15 protein-coding genes and 1 pseudogene are annotated in these 16944 nt (G+C 44.5%); 10 read left to right on the top strand and 6 right to left on the bottom strand.

The features are described 5' to 3' along the window. Positions 1 to 231 precede the first annotated feature (231 nt). From ACTTJ8_RS07375 to ACTTJ8_RS07360, 4 genes are all read left to right on the top strand, one after another. A complete protein-coding gene (locus tag ACTTJ8_RS07375) occupies positions 232 to 1137 on the top strand; it encodes a LysM peptidoglycan-binding domain-containing M23 family metallopeptidase (RefSeq protein WP_442716239.1) in 906 nt (301 codons plus the stop codon). 189 nt (positions 1138 to 1326) lie between these two features. Beyond that, the gene (locus tag ACTTJ8_RS07370; RefSeq protein ID WP_442720763.1) at positions 1327 to 2763 is read left to right on the top strand and encodes a D-alanyl-D-alanine carboxypeptidase family protein; all 1437 of its coding nucleotides are present in this window, start codon (positions 1327 to 1329) and stop codon (positions 2761 to 2763) included. An 822-nt stretch (positions 2764 to 3585) separates the two neighbouring features. Beyond that, positions 3586 to 4518: a 2-dehydropantoate 2-reductase gene (locus ACTTJ8_RS07365; protein ID WP_442716237.1), complete on the top strand. Its 933-nt coding sequence runs from the start codon at positions 3586 to 3588 to the stop codon at positions 4516 to 4518. Between the two features lie 63 nt (positions 4519 to 4581). After that, on the top strand, positions 4582 to 5640 hold the full coding sequence (locus tag ACTTJ8_RS07360) for a PTS sugar transporter subunit IIC (RefSeq protein WP_442716236.1): 1059 nt from the start codon (positions 4582 to 4584) through the stop codon (positions 5638 to 5640). A 231-nt stretch (positions 5641 to 5871) separates the two neighbouring features. Here ACTTJ8_RS07360 and ACTTJ8_RS07355 read toward each other — a convergent pair. Further along, positions 5872 to 6267 (bottom strand): annotated as a pseudogene (locus ACTTJ8_RS07355) (5'-nucleotidase C-terminal domain-containing protein); the annotation flags it as partial. Between the two features lie 83 nt (positions 6268 to 6350). Between ACTTJ8_RS07355 and ACTTJ8_RS07350 the strand changes: the two are divergent. From ACTTJ8_RS07350 to ACTTJ8_RS07335, 4 genes are all read left to right on the top strand, one after another. Next, positions 6351 to 6569, top strand: a complete 219-nt coding sequence (locus ACTTJ8_RS07350) for a hypothetical protein (RefSeq protein ID WP_442716235.1) — start codon at positions 6351 to 6353, stop codon at positions 6567 to 6569. A gap of 25 nt (positions 6570 to 6594) precedes the next feature. After that, positions 6595 to 8685: a heavy metal translocating P-type ATPase gene (locus tag ACTTJ8_RS07345; protein WP_442720762.1), complete on the top strand. Its 2091-nt coding sequence runs from the start codon at positions 6595 to 6597 to the stop codon at positions 8683 to 8685. A gap of 2 nt (positions 8686 to 8687) precedes the next feature. After that, complete coding sequence (locus ACTTJ8_RS07340; protein WP_442720761.1) at positions 8688 to 9002, top strand: HMA2 domain-containing protein; 315 nt, start codon at positions 8688 to 8690, stop codon at positions 9000 to 9002. A gap of 147 nt (positions 9003 to 9149) precedes the next feature. Continuing rightward, the gene (locus ACTTJ8_RS07335) at positions 9150 to 10295 is read left to right on the top strand and encodes a glycosyltransferase (protein ID WP_442720760.1); all 1146 of its coding nucleotides are present in this window, start codon (positions 9150 to 9152) and stop codon (positions 10293 to 10295) included. Positions 10296 to 10531: 236 nt separating this feature from the next. On the opposite strand, the gene ACTTJ8_RS07330 is transcribed toward ACTTJ8_RS07335, so the two are convergent. Then, positions 10532 to 11605, bottom strand: coding sequence for a DUF2804 family protein (locus tag ACTTJ8_RS07330; RefSeq protein WP_442720759.1), 1074 nt, complete (start codon positions 11603 to 11605; stop codon positions 10532 to 10534). Positions 11606 to 11734: 129 nt separating this feature from the next. Between ACTTJ8_RS07330 and pepF the strand changes: the two genes are divergently transcribed. Both pepF and ACTTJ8_RS07320 read left to right on the top strand, forming a co-directional pair. Beyond that, positions 11735 to 13567 carry an oligoendopeptidase F gene (gene pepF / locus ACTTJ8_RS07325; protein WP_442720758.1) on the top strand — a complete coding sequence of 611 codons (1833 nt, stop codon included), beginning with the start codon at positions 11735 to 11737 and terminating at the stop codon, positions 13565 to 13567. Positions 13568 to 13585: 18 nt separating this feature from the next. After that, positions 13586 to 14704: a M28 family peptidase gene (locus tag ACTTJ8_RS07320; RefSeq protein WP_442720757.1), complete on the top strand. Its 1119-nt coding sequence runs from the start codon at positions 13586 to 13588 to the stop codon at positions 14702 to 14704. Positions 14705 to 14853: 149 nt separating this feature from the next. On the opposite strand, the gene ACTTJ8_RS07315 is transcribed toward ACTTJ8_RS07320, so the two are convergent. The 4 genes from ACTTJ8_RS07315 to rpsK are packed head-to-tail and all read right to left on the bottom strand — an operon-like array spanning position 14854 to position 16932. Next, positions 14854 to 15042 (bottom strand): hypothetical protein, encoded by a 189-nt coding sequence (locus ACTTJ8_RS07315; protein ID WP_442719193.1) that lies wholly within the window; start codon positions 15040 to 15042, stop codon positions 14854 to 14856. 3 nt (positions 15043 to 15045) lie between these two features. Continuing rightward, complete coding sequence (gene rplQ, locus ACTTJ8_RS07310) at positions 15046 to 15489, bottom strand: 50S ribosomal protein L17 (RefSeq protein WP_442716227.1); 444 nt, start codon at positions 15487 to 15489, stop codon at positions 15046 to 15048. Continuing rightward, a complete protein-coding gene (locus ACTTJ8_RS07305) occupies positions 15479 to 16534 on the bottom strand; it encodes a DNA-directed RNA polymerase subunit alpha (protein WP_442720756.1) in 1056 nt (351 codons plus the stop codon). Before ACTTJ8_RS07305 ends, rplQ begins: the two co-directional genes overlap by 11 nt. A gap of 14 nt (positions 16535 to 16548) precedes the next feature. Further along, a complete protein-coding gene (gene rpsK, locus ACTTJ8_RS07300) occupies positions 16549 to 16932 on the bottom strand; it encodes a 30S ribosomal protein S11 (protein WP_442716225.1) in 384 nt (127 codons plus the stop codon). Between the last annotated feature and the right edge of the window lie 12 nt (positions 16933 to 16944).

Raw genomic sequence — 16944 nt, 5'->3', positions numbered from 1 at the left:
TTCGTCTTCCATAGCTGGAGAAAGTATAGGACATCAGGATATAAAATGCAATGTGTGGAGTACAGGAGAAAAACGCAAGGCTGAGGGCGGAGTATAATTATGAAGAGATAGTACCGCGTACAGCATTTTTAGGTAGTTATAATGCGGAATCCTAGTGAAATTCATTGACGCATATTGATCTTTTTAAAACAGTCGGTATAATTACTACAATATATGTAAGTGATTATTCCGATGAAAGTAACACGTATTTTTCTTTTTAGTATTTTATGTTTTTCTCTCGTGTTTCTGGTTGTATGGTCATCCGACAGTAGGAACAATGAAGCTTTTGATCATGGTATGGGTGGAGGCGGTACATCATTACCTCCGGAGATGCCGGCAGAACCGCAACCTCATTCAGATTCAAGCGCCTTGTATTACCGGGCTTATTCCGTAAAACAAGGTGATATGGTTGGTACTATTGCAGCCGCATATCACGTAAGCCAGGATGCCATTATCAGTCTGAACAAATTGAAAAACACACGAACCTTACAGATCGGTCAAATTTTAAAAATTCCTTCTATAGATGGTATCTCCTACACAGTAAAAAAAGGAGACAATCCCGAAGCCCTCGCCGATAAATATAAGATTTCTTTAGAAAAATTAGCAGCGGTCAATGCTTTAACAGACAACACCATTGAGCCGGCTTCTGTTATCTTTTTACCCGATGCAAAGCTTGATTGGGCTACTCTCCAGGAAATAAACGGCGATTTGTTTAAAAAACCGCTCCACAGCAGCTATTATATTACTTCACGCTATGGATGGCGGGATAATCCTTTCTTAAACGGTACCCGCAGCTTTCATAACGGTATGGATATGGCAGCTCCTAAAGGTACTCCTGTCTATGCGGCATTAAACGGTCAGGTTACAGCCACCGGTTATAGCACGGTATACGGGAACTATGTCATCATCCGACATCACGCAGGGTATCAAACCCTCTACGGACACATGAATACCATTTTAACGTCAAAAGGCAGCTTTGTTTCTCCAGCCTCTAAAATCGGAACGGTAGGCAATACGGGGATGAGTACCGGTCCGCATCTCCATTTTACGGTTTATAAAAATGGAGCTACGATTAATCCGGCTGGATTGCTGGACTAATCAGACAGTATAAAAAGCAATCCCTTTTGTGCGGTGTGTATACTAAACCTGTTCAGAAACGTATGTTTCTGAACAGGTTTCCTTGAAATGCGATGTTCTAAATCGTGCCGTTTGTACGATTTAGCATTCGTCGACTTGTTCGGCAACGAAGTTATCGAACAGATCGGCTCTCTTTAATTTGTGACTACCATGATAAAGAAAATTCGTCCGTTCGGTTTTTATCTGATGATTGCAGTTACGGCTCTCATCATCTGGACTCTTGGCATTGCGGTTGCGCTGTATATCCGGGGAGCACAGCTGATGCAGCTGCCGCAAGAGGGAGCAGGAGCTGCCAATACCGATGGGACAGCACATCAGCATTATACCGGTGATGCCATTGAACAGGTGCCGTACCGCGTACCGGCACTCTTACAACCTGCTCCCTGTGTATATGGTATACCCGCCCCGCCAGCGATCGCAGCCCGTTCCGCAGTGCTGATCGATGCGGTAAGTGGCGCACTGTTGTTTACAAAAAATCCGGATCAGAGTATTCCGCCAGCCTCTCTCACAAAACTGGTTGCTATCTATACTGCCATGCAAGCGGTTGAACGGGGCGACATCAGCCTATCCGAAACTATTTTTCCGCCTGCAGAAGCATGGGCAGTGAATATGCCGCCAGGGTCATCCCTCATGTTTTTAGGCAAAAATCAGCAGCTGACAGTGGAAGAACTGATGCGCGGCATGGCGGTTGTATCGGGAAATGATGCAGCGGCGGCATTAGCAATTCACACCGCGGGTTCCGTTCCCGCCTTTGTAACGTTGATGAACAAAACGGTAGCAGAGCTTGGATTAACAGACACTCATTTTGAAGATGCAAGCGGTCTCAGTGAATATAACCGCACCACAGCCCGTGATTTTGCCCGGTTTTCTGCTGCTTACATCCATAAATATCCCGAACACCTATCGTTATTCCATTCAGTACGGGTGTTGCGTTATCCGGAGCCTCACAATATGCTAAAACCCCAGCCGACAGTTACACAACAGGCAACGAATACCCTTCTGGCAAAACTTGACGGCTGTGATGGACTTAAAACAGGTTTTATCTATGAATCAGGCTTTAATATAGCCCTCACGGCACAGCGGCAGGGCATACGCTTTATAGCGGTTATTTTGGGCGGGGCAGGACGTAATTCTGCAGAAGGCAAACGAATCCGTGAAGAAAATGGTAAAACATTGATAGAATGGGCTTTTTCCCACTTTTCCACCGCATATGCACAAGACTTTTCCGTGTCTATGCCCGTTATTCCGGTAACCGGTGCACAAGAGCCGGCAAATACAACAGCACGGCTGCCTCGTTTACTCGACCCCAACGGCACAGAAGCTGCGTTTACTATTCCACGGACTGCTGCCGGAACACCGGGAGACACAGCAGCTATTCATGCACAGGTAATAGCACCGCTTCAACTCTCCGCTCCGATAGCCAAAGGACAAAAGATAGGAAAAATTCGATTTTTTACTGATGCAAATGGCGAAACCACACATTTAGCAGAGTTTCCGCTTGTTTCAGACAAAGCAATTACGCAAGGCAGTAGACTACGCTGGAAATATGATATGCTGGCTTTAAAATGGTATCGCCTTTGGCACTAAGGCTTTTCAGTCAGCTACCTATCCATCCTCCAAGCCGCCCGATATAACTGGACACCGCCAAGCACTTCAGCTTTTATTCGTTCAGTTTTCATTGGTATAGACAATATGTTGTGCCAACCAGTTTGTAAAAACGAGGATTGAGCGACAAGATAGATAATGATAGCATTACCGGTATGAGGCATTACCTCATACAAAGAGGAGGCACAACATGGAAAGTATAACACAAAACGAAAAAGTTTTGTATATAGGAATCGATGTTCATAAGGACACGTATGCACTATGCTGCTTTGATTTTCAACGGAATGAACTTTCTGATGAAATGACCGTTAAGGCAACAACAAAAGCAGTGATACAAAATTGCTTAAATTCATTATTCATATATAGTAAAGTTTGAAATAACAGAAAAGGTGGCGGAAACGAGGCATGATACGAGTTATCTTCGTCTCCCCCTATGGGCTAAGCAGTATGCAAGTACTGTGAATTCCCGCGTATTAGACAGAAAGAACTTTTGGCGGATCATTGACCTGTCGGTAACAGCTGAAACAAAGTTTCATCTTAAATCCACGAATATCTCAAGTGGTCTAGTGCCGAAAATCTTGATTTCTAAAACCTTTTCTTTTTTTATTGTTTTGCTATTGACAAAAGGCACAACATATCAGGAGAAGCGATAATATTATTCTTGAGTTTTGATATATTTATAGACATCGTATACAAAACTCGATAAAATATCCCCTATTGGGACGGGACGAGCTATCATTCTATTTTTCTGGATAAAGCTCTGTACCTTGTTTTATGATACGCTATCCTAATGAAGGAGTTTATATGAAGGTTGTTATTGCCGGTTCAGGTGCAATGGGCTGCAGCTTTGGATTTATGCTGCAAAAAAGCGGTAATGATGTAACGCTGCTGGATGGTTGGCAGGATAATATCGATGCAATCCGAAAGAATGGTTTGCATTTGCAAGATGGTACTGTGGAGTTATCCACAAAGATCGATATTTATAAGCCGGAAGAGTTTAAAGGCACAGCGGACTTTGTCATTGTATTTACAAAATCAATGCAGCTGGAACATATGCTAAGTAGCATTAAACATGTGTTGCGGGATGATACAAAGATTCTTTGTCTTTTAAATGGATTGGGACATACAGAAACCCTGAAAAAATTTATCGATCCCAAAAATATTTTTATGGGTGTTACGGTAGTAACTGCCGGAATGAAAGGTCCGGGATGTGCCGTGTTGTCGAGTCATGGAAAAACAGAAATTCAGAATATTGTACCGGAAGGCAAAGCCGGGGCGGAGGTCATTGTAGAAGCGCTCAATAAAGCGACAATGCCTGCGGTATATTCCGATAATATTCTATGGTCTATTTGGCGGAAAGCTGCTCTTAATGGAGCAATGAACAGTACTTGTACAATTATGGAATGCAATATGCTGGAATTAGGCGGTATCTCTGGCTGCAAAGATATGATGCGCTGTATTATTTCTGAGTTTGCTGCTATAGCAAAGACTCAAGGTGTTACACTCGATGTTGATTCCGTAACTGATTACGTGTACGGGTTTACACAGCCGGACTTTGTCGGTGCAAAGCACTACCCTTCAATGCACCAAGATTTAATTAAAAACCATCGTTTGACCGAAATTGACTTCTTAAACGGTTATATTTCGCGTAAAGGCAAAGAATTGCATATTCCTACACCGTATTGCGATCTGATCACCACCTTTGTGCATGGCAAAGAGAAATTATTCGGTTTATAAAGGAAAGCGTGTCTATTATTTTGAGATACTCCTGTATTTGATATTGTGAGGATATAAAACACTATGGCTGAACAAACAAAAAAAATAACTGCTAAATTTTTTATCAATACGCTTTTAAATGGTATGGCTGCGGGGATTGTTGTTGCCCTTATTGCTAACGCTGTGTTGGGACAGATATTTAAAGCACTTGCGCCCTATGGTGCCATATTCGGTATGCTGTATCAATCGGTGGCGGATGTGCAATACTTGGTATCTGCGGTGATCGGCTTTATTGTCGGGATACAACTCGGCTTTGTACCGATTAAGGCTTCTATGATTGGGCTTGCCGGTTTTATTGCTTCCGGTACGGTACGCCATGTAGATGGTATCGCTAAGCTTGCCGGTATCGGTGACTTAATTAATGTGATGATTATTGTAGCTCTGGCAGCCCTTGTTACGCTATGGCTGGGAAACAAGCTTGGTTCTCTTACGATTATCGTGCAGCCGATTATTGTTGCCGGTGGTCTTGGAGCATTGGGACTGTTTATCCTGCCGTATGTAGCAGAGGTGAGCGCAGCAATTGGCCGCGGTATTAACTCTTTTACCGTGCTGCAGCCGGTACTGATGTGCATTCTTATTGCAGCATCTTTCTCTATTGTGATTATCTCACCTATTTCGACGGTAGCAATCGGTATTGCCATTGGGCTTGCTGGTTTGGCATCCGGGGCAGCAAATCTCGGCGTTGCAGCTTGTACCGCTGTATTGATTGTTGGATCGTGGCGCGTAAATAAGGCAGGAATTACTGCGGCTATTGCTCTTGGCGGCATGAAACTGATGATTCCAAATTTGGTACGGTATCCGATTATGGCATTGCCGGTTGTATTAACTGCTGCTGCGTCGGGGATTGCCGGACGCTTTTTAGGTATCATGGGGGATAAGGTAAGTGCTGGATTCGGTATTGCCGGGCTGGTCGGTCCTATTAAGGCATATGAGTTTTTGAGCGGATCTCCTGCGGTGCGGATTAGTGCATTGCTGATTGCGTATCTAGTTGTACCGTTCGGCTGTGCTTTATTGCTGCACATCCTATTTACCAAAATTATTAGGTTGTACAAGCCTGAGATTTATAAGTCTGAGGCTGTGTAGATGTGTTAGAGGTACGGCGACTATATGAGCTAGTGCTGATGCGGTTGCCGCTGTAACGGAAACGCTCTTTATGCAGATCTGAGATGTTTCATGTTTTTCTTCCCGGGCAGCGGCTCAAGCAGCGCTGTCCGGCTCTGCTTTTATTCCCTTTAGATAGAATTGCAGATGCCCGGCTCATCTGTCGCGGAGCTTAAGTCCGCAACAGGATGAAGCCGGAGAAAAACGATATTTTTACTTCTTCAATTCGTGAACATTGATGGACTTAACGTTCGGGGTTCTGCCGTCCGCAGAGCGGGGAATCTGAATAGTGCCTGCTCTGATTTCATCTAAAATCTTATCTTTTCCCTCAACATTCGGGTCAAAGCCGATGATCTTCCAGTTATAATTCACTTTGGGAGTAATCACGCCTTTGTCTTTTTCTTTTACATAAGCTCCGATGAGATCGCGGATACGTCCTGCATCCTGCATGAGTTCATACGAGTCGTAGTACACATCTTCTTGGGTTGCAAGTTTTAAGTTTTGCAGCGTACCAAACCGGTAGTTATTAACAGCAGGCTTGTACAGTTTTTTAGGATCAAGGTCTTGTCCTTTTATTTTGACATTCTTGATTCTGTTTCCTGCTCCTTGTATCTTTTCTAAAAAATTGCTATTGTGCTGCCAACAAATACCATCCTTCCTCATACCGGAAGAAGTGTAAGAGAGGTAGTACAATGTTTTCCAACAAATGGGTTGCTTTTGGTGTCGGTGTAGCTGCCGGAGTTGCAGCAGCAGCAATTATACGGACTCCCGCATTCAAGAAAGCATGTGTTGCAGTTGCGGAAAAGGGGCTGCTGCTTAAACAAGAGGCTATTGCTTTTGCAGAAGCTATCAAAGAAGATGCACAAGACATAGCTGCTGAAGCTGCGTATAACCAAGCGCAGCGTACATAATTGCATTCACTATTCTACAACTCCGATGAATATAACCGTAAAACACTCCTTGCCGGGCAGAATACGGCTGCATTACCGTGCAGATGAGCTTTCGCTGCGGCAAGCGATTCTTGCTCAAACACTGATTGCTGTACAAGACGGCATTACCAATATTCAGATTAATCCTCATGTACACTCATTCTTAGTCTACTATGATACGGGGATAGTTTCGGAAGATGAAGTTTTAGCACTGTTTCGAGTACTCTCCGATTCGTATCTCTCCGATGAAAGTTTACTCGCTTCCACAGCACAGGTTCCTGCTCCTGAAAGTGTGTTTAATGTGTTAGCAGGAACACTGTTTAATGTTGCGGTACGATCGCTGCTTCCGATTCCGGTACGAAATATGCTGTTATGCCGGCGGATTATACCCCGGATTTTAAAAGCAGGGAAATCTATACTTTCGGGAACATTCTTCAGCACAGATTTACTGGATGCTACAGCATTGACCGTTGCCGTTCTTGATGGGAATATGCCGACTGCCCGCTTTGTTTCAACCTTACTCGATATGGGGGAAGAAATTGAAGAGCTTACCCGCAGGCAATCATATAATAACCTTGCTCAAACCCTACTCATATCCAATGAACCGGTACATGTAGTTGAAGGAGATCAAGAACGGACAGTCCCGCCGTCTGCACTGAAAAGAAACGATCTTATCGTTGTCCGTGCCGGCAGTCAGCTACCTGCCGACGGGGAGGTGGAACGCGGTGAAGGTCTGGTGAATCAGGCAGGGATTACCGGAGAATCACTTCCGGTAGAAAAATCTGCCGGAAAAACGGTTTTTGCAGGAACCCTTCTCGTAGAAGGCGAGCTCTATATCCGTGTGCGTACGGTAGGGACTGAAACAAAGGTACATAACATCATTACGATGATTGATCAGTCTCAATCGTTAAAAGCCTCAGCTCAAAAGCGGTCGGAGCAGATGGCAGAAAAGATAGTACCCTTCAACTTTCTCCTGACCGGTTTAACCTATCTTTTTACCCGGGATATTACCAAAACAATTTCAACACTTATGGTAGATTATTCCTGTGCAATGAAACTTGCAGCGCCGATTGCAATTCTTTCTGCGATGAAAGAAGCTGCCGAATACGGTATTTCGATAAAGGGCGGTAAATATTTGGAAGAAGCAGCCCTTGCTGATACAGTTGTATTCGACAAAACGGGGACATTAACCTATGCAGAACCCGTTCTGGCGGACATCTACCCCTTTGCACCTTACACCGAAGAAGAAGTGCTGTTGCTGGCAGCTTGTCTTGAAGAACACTTTCCGCACCCCTTGGGACGGGCTGTGGTAAAAGCTGCAGAAGACAGGGGGCTTGTGCATCCCGAACGGCATGCAAAGGTCGAATATATTGTTGCACACGGCATTGCTTCCGCATTGAACGGTAAGAGGCTCTGTATCGGCAGCGCTCATTTTATATTTGAAGATGAACAGATACCGCTTTCAGATGAGATAGCTGCTATTCAGCACGAGGCAGCAGCACACGGCTATTCTTTGTTGTATTTAGCCGCTGACGGTATATTAGCAGGGATTTTAACGATTGGAGACCCGGCACGGCACAATGCAGCAGAAACCATTGCTGAACTGAAGCGGCTTGGGGTAGAAACCTGTGTAATGCTTACAGGAGATGCCGAACAAGCAGCAGCACAGATTGCAGCGCAAACAGGCATTACCGAATATCGGGCACAAACCTTACCGGAAGATAAAGTGCGCTATGTACAAGAAGCGATTGAAAACGGACATACCGTGATGATGATTGGAGACGGTATCAACGATGCGCCGGCTCTATCGGCAGCGCAGGTCGGGGCTGCAATGGATAGCTGTACATCAATCGCCGGAGATACTGCCGATATTCTCCTATCAGGGGATGGGTTGGCAAGTTTGGTTACGGTTAGACAGCTTGGACAAGCGGTGCTGCGCAGAATAAATACTACCAATAAGCTGATTATCGGCGGTAATTCGTTCCTACTTTTTGCAGGAATGTTCGGTTTGATACCCCCGGCGCTTGCGGCAGTGCTGCATAATTCGCTTACCATTGCGGTCAGTATTCAATCCATGCAAAAACTTTTAAAGGAATAACAATGATTACCGGATTTTTTCCTGGTCGTATACGGCTGCGTTCTCCCATCTTTAAAAATCAAGCGATTGCAGGCAGGGCTATTTCTATTTTGACACAATTTCCCCCTGTTACGTTTACAGAGCATACGCCTAGTACCGGCAGTATTCTGGTGAAATATGATGTTGCGCAACTACCGACAGAAAATCTCCAACGGTTATTGCCGTTTTTCAAAAAACTGGAAAAAGCTGCTGACACTTATTCGGGAAATGATAATCAGCCGATTTTGGATATACTCGACGAATTTGAAAGCTGCCTCAAAAACCTGGAAGATGCATAAACCTGTTCAGAAACCTACGTTTTTGAACAGGTTTAATAGATGCAGGGCAAACGCCGTAAGTCTTTCTCGTACAGCAGCCCTGTCAGTGCTCATTCTGATAATAAATTTTATTGTACTTGCATACGTTTTTGAATATAATGGTAAATAATGAAACAGCGAATAGGTTTTTTATATCTCAAAACAGGCGGCGGGCATGTTTCCGGCGCTAATGCTCTTATTGCGCGTTTAAAAGAAACATATCCTGATAATGCCGAATATATACCGCAAAACGGATTTAAAAATACCAATTTGGTTTCGCAGATTTTCTTTGAAAAAGGCTATGCTGCAACATCCAATTATTTTGAACCGGGTTACGTTGCATTTTATCAGTTGACGAAATATTCAAAAATATTGAATCTATGTACCGGTCTCTTACGCCCTTTCATAGTAAAAAATATTGTTTCCTTCATAAAAACAGAACGGATAACAAAACTAGTATGCCTCCATGAAATTCTGATACCGCTTGCAAGGATCGCTATTGACCGGGTACAGCCGGATATTCCGTTAATTTCCCTTGTGATGGATCCTTTTACCGCCCATCCGTTATGGTTTTATACCAAAAACACAGAACTGATCGTTTTTTCTCACAAGCTGAAAAAAGAGGCTATCGAGCAATATGGTTTTGATCCTGAACGGGTGCATCAATTCCCTCTCATGCTTTCACAGAGATTTAACCGGCGGTATACAGCTGAGGAAAAAATTGCGGCGAAACAACGGCATGGTATACCACTAGACAAAAAAATCGTACTGATGGTCGGCGGCGGTGAAGGGCTGAAGTCAACTCTTGCGTTGGTCAATGCTTTTATCTTTCAACGCTGTCCTGCACATTTGGTGGTGATCTGCGGAAAAAACAAGATATTAAAAACACAGCTGAAGCTTTTACTTAAAACTACGCAGATTTCTAATATTCAAGTATTCGGTTTTGTCTCAACCATGCCGGATTTTATTAACGCGGCAGACTGCGCTATTACTAAAAGCGGTCCCGCTACCATTATGGAAATACTCTCTGCCGGTAAGCCGTTGATCTTAGCAAGTTATGTCCGCGGGCAAGAACTCGGCAATAAACTCTTTGTCACAAACAATCAGTTAGGCTGGTATATTCCGCAGCCGCGCAAAATTATTAAAAAGGTAAAAGAAATTCTAAGTGACGATTCCCTCTTTGCTGCTACCAAGCAGAAAATCGATGCAATGCATATTAAAAACGGATTGGATGATATTGCCCGGTTTGTCTATCATTTTCATACCGAAAACTAACAAAACGATGGCAGAACTTTCTTTTACACGGACTCGTAGTGCCTCGCCTGAGCCGGTTTCGTGATAAAACACATAGCAGGTTGAACGGGAGGCTAGGAAAATACTTTTAAGCCATATTTTCTATGCTAGACCTATTCGATAACTGTGTTGTCGAATAGGTCGACGAGTTCTAAATCATCAAAATAGCACGATGTAGAACAGCGCATTTCAAGGTACCCTGCATATCAACAGCTCTCCTACATTCTCATACGAACTTTTTTTGCGATGCCCGGAAAGCCCTTCAGTTTCAGAAAATGATCGTCTTCAATTAAAAAGGAGCCTTCAAAAGTGCCGTAGATAGTTTTATAGTCTCTGCGGCAAATGAGAATATTGAGATTCCGCTGCAGCAGCATATTCGGTGTAAAGGTAAGGTCAACCATATTTTCGGTATCTTGAACGACCCATTTATCGGAAGATCCGAACGGATAGGTAATGCGTACAGGGGGCAGCGGAATCCGCTTACCGCCGTAAAAGAGGATATTATCGTTATAGGTGTAGCTATCAGGAGCAATGGATTTACTCAAGTGAAAACATACCTGTACTCCATCAATATATCCCATACCGATTACAACTGCACGCTTAGTATGGAGTGTAGTATAGGTTTTTCTAAAATCGATAAAGCCGACAGCCCGGTTCCGTTCTAATTGTATATCTTGATGATGTCCAAAACTTACCCATCCGTGAACCGTAAATGAGCGGAAATATACTGCTTGGCATCGCCGATTTACAAATGAAGGAATAACAGCCGAGTAGTCGGTGCACTGCGGGTCTTCTGCATGAAAAGCCAGCCTACCTTCACACGAAGGACGGTCATTTGAGGCTAAAAAGTCAAAGTCCGCATAGAGCATTCCCTTGGAAAGACGTGAAAAAAGACGTACATACCGCCCGCTGACCCTGCACGCGGCAACACTATACGCAAGATACTTGGGTAAATGTACAAAACCGATGGGCAAAAACTGCCGGTATGCAAGCTGCCGGTTTGTTTGCCGGTTCCACAATGTTGTTTCCATCAGCGAAAAATAGCCGCCGTAGAAAAAAGCAATCTCTCCTATGATAGTATCATCGCAAAAAAGAAGCCGGATAGTATCGGTTATCCGAGTATCAGTTATAAAAGAAGGAATAGGCAAATTACCGAATGGTTTTTTTAGCCCTTTAATATCAAAGGTATGAAACATCCCTGAATACGAACCGAAAAGCGGTACTGAATTTTCTACCGGACAGCGCGGTGCAGGGGTGATAGGACGTGTATACAGAATTTTTTGAATATTCATATCAGTTTTTTAGCACAAAAAACCGTTTTTTGTAAGAGCTTTTACTCTATAATACAGCGATTTTGCAGTATCAAGACTTTTTATAGGCTGACAGTTGCTCATTCATTGGGCTTATTGTATAGTAAAGCTATGAAAGACTCAACTATACCCCTTCGCTCAGAGGTTGCACAGAGCGACCAATGGAATCTGAGTAAATTATTTTCATCGGATGCAGAGTGGAATAAAGCTTTAAAAGAGATAACTCCTGCAAAGGATGCAATTTTAAAGTATCAAGATGCTTTTGCATCGCCCGAAACACTCACCGCAGAAACAACACTTGCCTGTTTACAAGCTGTGGAAGCCGCGGAAATCAAACTTGAAAAAGTACAGCATTATGCTTTTTTAATGAAGTCGGCAGATGAAAGCGATCCTAAAAACATTGAGCGGGTCTCACTTGCAATGATGGCGGGAACCGCACTTGCATCTGAAACAAGCTGGTTTGTCCCAGCCTTGCTCAATATTCCCGAAAAAAATATCCTCAGCTGGATTGAACCATCCGGAGCGACCGGTACAGCGTTTGCGCCATACCGGGTTTTTATCGAAAAACTGTTGAGACTGAAAGCGCATACCCTCAGTGAAAAAGAAGAGAAGATACTTTCGCTCTTGGGAGAATCGGAAGCTGTAGCAAAGCGCAGTTTTTCTACCCTTACCAATGTAGACCTCCGCTTCGGTACTATTGAAACACCGGAAGGTCCAAAAGAGCTGACACAATCGTCATACTCTCAATTATTGCTTAATCCCGACCGGAAGATACGGCAGCAAACCTATATGCAGCTGTACGGTACCTTCGATACCTATAAGAACACCATTGCATCGCTCTATACCGGTCAGGTGCAGCAAAACATTGCCCATGCACGAATCCGCGGTTACAACTCCGCCCGAGAGCAAGCGCTCTATCCTGATAAGGTGCCGACGGAAGTTTATGATAATCTGATTCACACTATCCGGAAAAACTTAGCTCCATTGCATCATTTTTATACCATACTGCAAAAATCGCTCGGTGTAGATGAACTGCGGCACTATGATGTGTATGTCCCGCTTGTCAGCGAAGTACAGCGGCACACCACCTATACTGAAGCAGTTGATATGATTACCGAAGCATTGCAGCCGCTTGGAAGTGAATATGTTACCACCCTGAGAAACGGCTTACTCGGCGGCTGGGTAGACCGGTACGAAAACAAGGGTAAGCGTTCCGGAGCCTTTTCTTCAGGCGGCTTTGAAGGCGATCCCTATATCCTTGTCAATTATAAAGAAGATGTTATCCGCAATGTGTTTACCCTCGCTCATGAAGGCGGGCACTCCATGCACTCGTGGTATTCCTCACGTAACAACCCATTTTTAAGCTATGACTATACGATTTTTGAAGCTGAGGTAGCCTCAACCTTTAACGAAGAACTCCTGTTCCGTTATATGCTGAAAAACACCAGCGATCCCAAAATGCGTGCCTATCTTCTGAGTGTAAAGGTAACAGATACGCTTGCCACCCTCTACCGGCAAACCATGTTTGCGGAATACGAACATATCACGCATAAGCTGGTTGAGGAGGGAACGCCGCTCACTATTGATAACCTCCGCAGTGAGTATCGTAAGCTGCTGACAGCCTATTTTGGTCCGGCTATGCACTTTGAAGAATGCAGTGATCTTGAAGGTTTGCGCATTCCGCACTTCTACAATTCGTTCTATGTGTATAAATACGCAACCGGTATTTCCGCATCGCTTGCACTTGCTGAGCGTGTCGTTTCCGGCGGTAAAGCCGAACGGGATGACTACTTTAAGTTCTTAACCTCCGGCGGTTCACGCTATCCGCTAGAATCGCTCAAGATTGCCGGGGTTGATATGGCAAGTCCTGCTCCGATAGAGGCAGCCTGTAAGCATTTTGCACATTTAGTAACTGAGCTGGAACAAGCGCTCACGGCTCTTTAACCGTATTATTCTGCTGCCGTGACTGCTGAATACGCGCGGGCGATTATCCATTCGCCTTTTTTTTCAGACTTTCTAGCCCCGGCAGCAGACCGCCGCTCCTGCATTACTAAATGGCTTGCCGCTCAAGGCATTCCGTACCGTACCGTGATGCTGCAAGATAAAACACATATTATTGTCAGCTACGGTTCATCCGCATACAGTTCCCGCTTTAAAATGAAGACACTGCTGGCTCATTATGACCGTGCAGCCGATACGCCGGGAGCAAATGATAATTCTTCCGCATGTGTACAGCTGCTTCTCTTTGCAAAATTACTCCTGCAAAAAAACGGTGTGCATAATATCCGTATTATCTTTACTGACGGGGAAGAAGCCGGAAGCAGCGGCATACAATCACAAGGGGCGTATCGGCTGGGGCAGGGTTTACGCGCACTCGCAATGCAGCATGATGATATGTTTGTATTTGACTTATGCGGGACAGGAGACACCCTTATTCTCTCAGAATCAGGGATATACGGCAGAGATAAAAGCAAAACGGCAGCGCTTACTGCCCTGCACCGCCGAAGCTGCGTGTATGCGGATGCTGCATGCAGGGGGCATTGGCTTTCGCTGCCCACAGCCTATAGCGACAATGCCGGGCTGATTTCGGCAGGTTTAACCGCTCAAGTCATCACCGTGCTGCCGTACACAGAAGCAGACCTACTTAGACGAACACTTTCCTTCCAAGAGGCACCTACGCAGCTTTCCCACAGAAAGAACGCCTCCGATAGATACAGTACAGCAAACAGTATGTGCAGCGCTGGAGGCAAGGCTGGCTCTGCCGCGTCTAATACATCCCGTACAATACACGGAACCGGCAACGCAGCTAGACAAACAAATCACCGAGGAGCATACCGCATGACACATTCTCCTGCCGCCCAATCGGAATGCAGCATTAGTTTGCAATCACTCCAGCAGACCATTATCACAAACGCACCGGTTACCGCCGGTTCACCGCTTGCTGCAGTCATCCCGCAAACATGGCAGCGGATGCACACGCACCACGACACGCTTGATAAGCTCACCCCTGCCGCATTTATCCTTATTGAGAAGTTTCTCCGCTATCTCGCTGCTATAAAAGAACCAGCCTCACTGCAATAGGCATAAAAAAACGCTCGGCAAAGCGAGCGTTTTAGTTCTGCTTAGACAGCTGAAGTACTGCACGTAACCAGCTGTTCCTGTAAGCGATACCGTAAGGCTGCAATAGCCATTACGATTTCAATGATAACCGGTAATTTCAAAAGGTTGTTTTATGCCTTAGCTTCCGCAGCTTTCTTATTTTTCAGCATAGCACGACCGACTTTAGAAATATTTACTTTCTTTCCGTCAATTTCCTGCTCATACAGAAGCTTCACACCGGTTTGCCCGGTTACAGGGCAGGTACCCCGTCCATGATTGGGTACAGTTTTAATTCCTTTTCCGCGATGTGCTTTTGACATAGTTTAACCCTCCGCTGCCTTTGATTTTGCAGCATCTTTCTCTGCACCGTCTTTTTTTGCGTCTGCAGACTTCTTCGTGCTCTTATCAAGTGTATAGTCAACAAGCTCTAAGATAGCTACCTGCGCAGCATCTCCTTCCCGAAACCCTAACTTGAGCACACGGGTATATCCGCCGTTCCGTTCTTTCATGCGCGGACCGATATCGGTAAACAACTTGTTCAAGATGGCTTCATCCCAAATATAGGTTGCAGCTTGACGGCGATTATGTACCGAATCAACCTTAGCACGGGTAATCAGCTTTTCTGCTGTGCGGCGTATTTCCATCGCCTTTTGTTTGGTTGTAGTAATCCGCTCGTACTTAAATAGCGATGTAACCATGTTACGATGCAATGCGCGGCGATGTGCACTCGTACGTGAAAGCGGATTAAAGCCGTTTTTATGCTTCATCTGTTTCTTCCTTTTGTCTCGATAACTTGATCGAATTCTTTAAATGACTGTAATCAGTCATGCCCAAACTCAAATTACGTTCTGCTAATTTCTCTTGTATTTCCTGCAAACTCTTTTTACCCACGTTCCGAGTCTTCGAGATTTCATCTTCGGTCATCATTGTCAAATCACGAATTGTAGAAACATTTGCATTTTTTAAACAATTAGAAGCCCGCACCGAAAGCTCAAGCTCTGTTATCGGAGTATCAAGCAGTTGCTTAATCATTTCATCGCTTTCATCGCTTTCATCATCATTCAGCAATTCATTCTCATTGAAATTGACAAAAACACTAAAATGATCTTTTGCAATCTTTGCAGCCTCTGCTAAAGCATCTTCAGGGCGTATTGTTCCATCCGTCCATATCTCAAGCACAAGCTTATCATAATCATTACGCTGCCCAACCCGACATGGCTGAATTTCATAGCTGACCTTTCGCACCGGGCTAAAGATTGTGTCCAGCGAGATTGTACCAACAATTTCGACATATTTATCGTTTGTTTCTGCCGGTACATACCCACGCCCAAAATCAACCTGAATTTCCAGTTCAATATGAGCAGTATCCATCAACTCCATAATATGGAGATCATTAGATAAAATCTCAAGTTGACCGGTCTTTGCAAAATCTGCCGCACTAATAGAACGAGGCCCCTTAAATTCAAATAAAAAGATATCCTGCTCTATTTCATTTGGAAGCCGCAGCCGCATTTGCTTGAGGTTATTTAACACCTCCATTGTATCTTCAGTTACATGGGGGATTGCTTCAAATTCGCTTGAAATACCATGAGGCACACCGTCTACATCATACGATGTGATTTTCACAGCCGATATAGCATACCCCTGTATAGAAGACAACAAAACACGCCGTAAACAATTACCGATCGTTGTGCCGAATCCTGTTTCAAAGGGAGATGCCGTAAACTTACCATAGCTGTCATTTGACACATCAGCTGCAAATTCCAGACCTTTTGGTTTTTTGAATCCTTTCAAAAGATTTTTACGAGCCATTTAAACTCCTTTTACTAGATACGGCGAGTCTTACGAGGACGGCAGCCGTTATGCGGAATGGGCGTTACATCGTTGATAGAGCGAACCTTCAAGCCCATGACACCGAGGGTACGGATAGCAGACTCGCGTCCAACACCAGGTCCCTTCACATATACATGCACTTCCCGCAACCCATATTGCTGTACCCGTTGTACAGCAGTTTCAGCTACTGTCTGTGCAGCAAAGGGGGTAGACTTCTTCGCACCGTTAAAGCCCAAACCTCCGGAAGATGCCCACGAAAGTGCATTTCCCTTCATATCGGTTATGGTAATAATGGTATTATTAAAGGTTGCCTGAATATAGACATTTCCTTCATATACGCTTTTCTTTTCTTTTCGTTTTTTTGCAGTTGTAGCCACAGCTTATCCTCC

The organism is Treponema sp., assembly GCF_052169735.1.
Classification (GTDB): Bacteria; Spirochaetota; Spirochaetia; order Treponematales; family Treponemataceae; genus Treponema.
The sequence above is the reverse complement of the archived record's forward strand: the minus strand, read 5'-3'. Positions and strand labels throughout refer to the sequence as shown.

Excerpts from the sequence above, each read along its gene's own strand:
- ACTTJ8_RS07350 (WP_442716235.1), top strand. The coding sequence starts at position 6,351 with ATGTTTTCCAACAAATGGGTTGCTTTTGGTGTCGGTGTAGCTGCCGGA.
- ACTTJ8_RS07360 (WP_442716236.1), top strand. The coding sequence starts at position 4,582 with ATGGCTGAACAAACAAAAAAAATAACTGCTAAATTTTTTATCAATACG.
- ACTTJ8_RS07375 (WP_442716239.1), top strand. The coding sequence starts at position 232 with ATGAAAGTAACACGTATTTTTCTTTTTAGTATTTTATGTTTTTCTCTC.
- ACTTJ8_RS07305 (WP_442720756.1), bottom strand. The coding sequence starts at position 16,534 with ATGGCTCGTAAAAATCTTTTGAAAGGATTCAAAAAACCAAAAGGTCTG.
- ACTTJ8_RS07340 (WP_442720761.1), top strand. The coding sequence starts at position 8,688 with ATGATTACCGGATTTTTTCCTGGTCGTATACGGCTGCGTTCTCCCATC.
- ACTTJ8_RS07345 (WP_442720762.1), top strand. The coding sequence starts at position 6,595 with ATGAATATAACCGTAAAACACTCCTTGCCGGGCAGAATACGGCTGCAT.
- ACTTJ8_RS07330 (WP_442720759.1), bottom strand. The coding sequence starts at position 11,605 with ATGAATATTCAAAAAATTCTGTATACACGTCCTATCACCCCTGCACCG.
- ACTTJ8_RS07365 (WP_442716237.1), top strand. The coding sequence starts at position 3,586 with ATGAAGGTTGTTATTGCCGGTTCAGGTGCAATGGGCTGCAGCTTTGGA.
- rplQ (WP_442716227.1), bottom strand. The coding sequence starts at position 15,489 with ATGAAGCATAAAAACGGCTTTAATCCGCTTTCACGTACGAGTGCACAT.
- pepF (WP_442720758.1), top strand. The coding sequence starts at position 11,735 with ATGAAAGACTCAACTATACCCCTTCGCTCAGAGGTTGCACAGAGCGAC.
- ACTTJ8_RS07335 (WP_442720760.1), top strand. The coding sequence starts at position 9,150 with ATGAAACAGCGAATAGGTTTTTTATATCTCAAAACAGGCGGCGGGCAT.
- ACTTJ8_RS07370 (WP_442720763.1), top strand. The coding sequence starts at position 1,327 with ATGATAAAGAAAATTCGTCCGTTCGGTTTTTATCTGATGATTGCAGTT.
- ACTTJ8_RS07315 (WP_442719193.1), bottom strand. The coding sequence starts at position 15,042 with ATGTCAAAAGCACATCGCGGAAAAGGAATTAAAACTGTACCCAATCAT.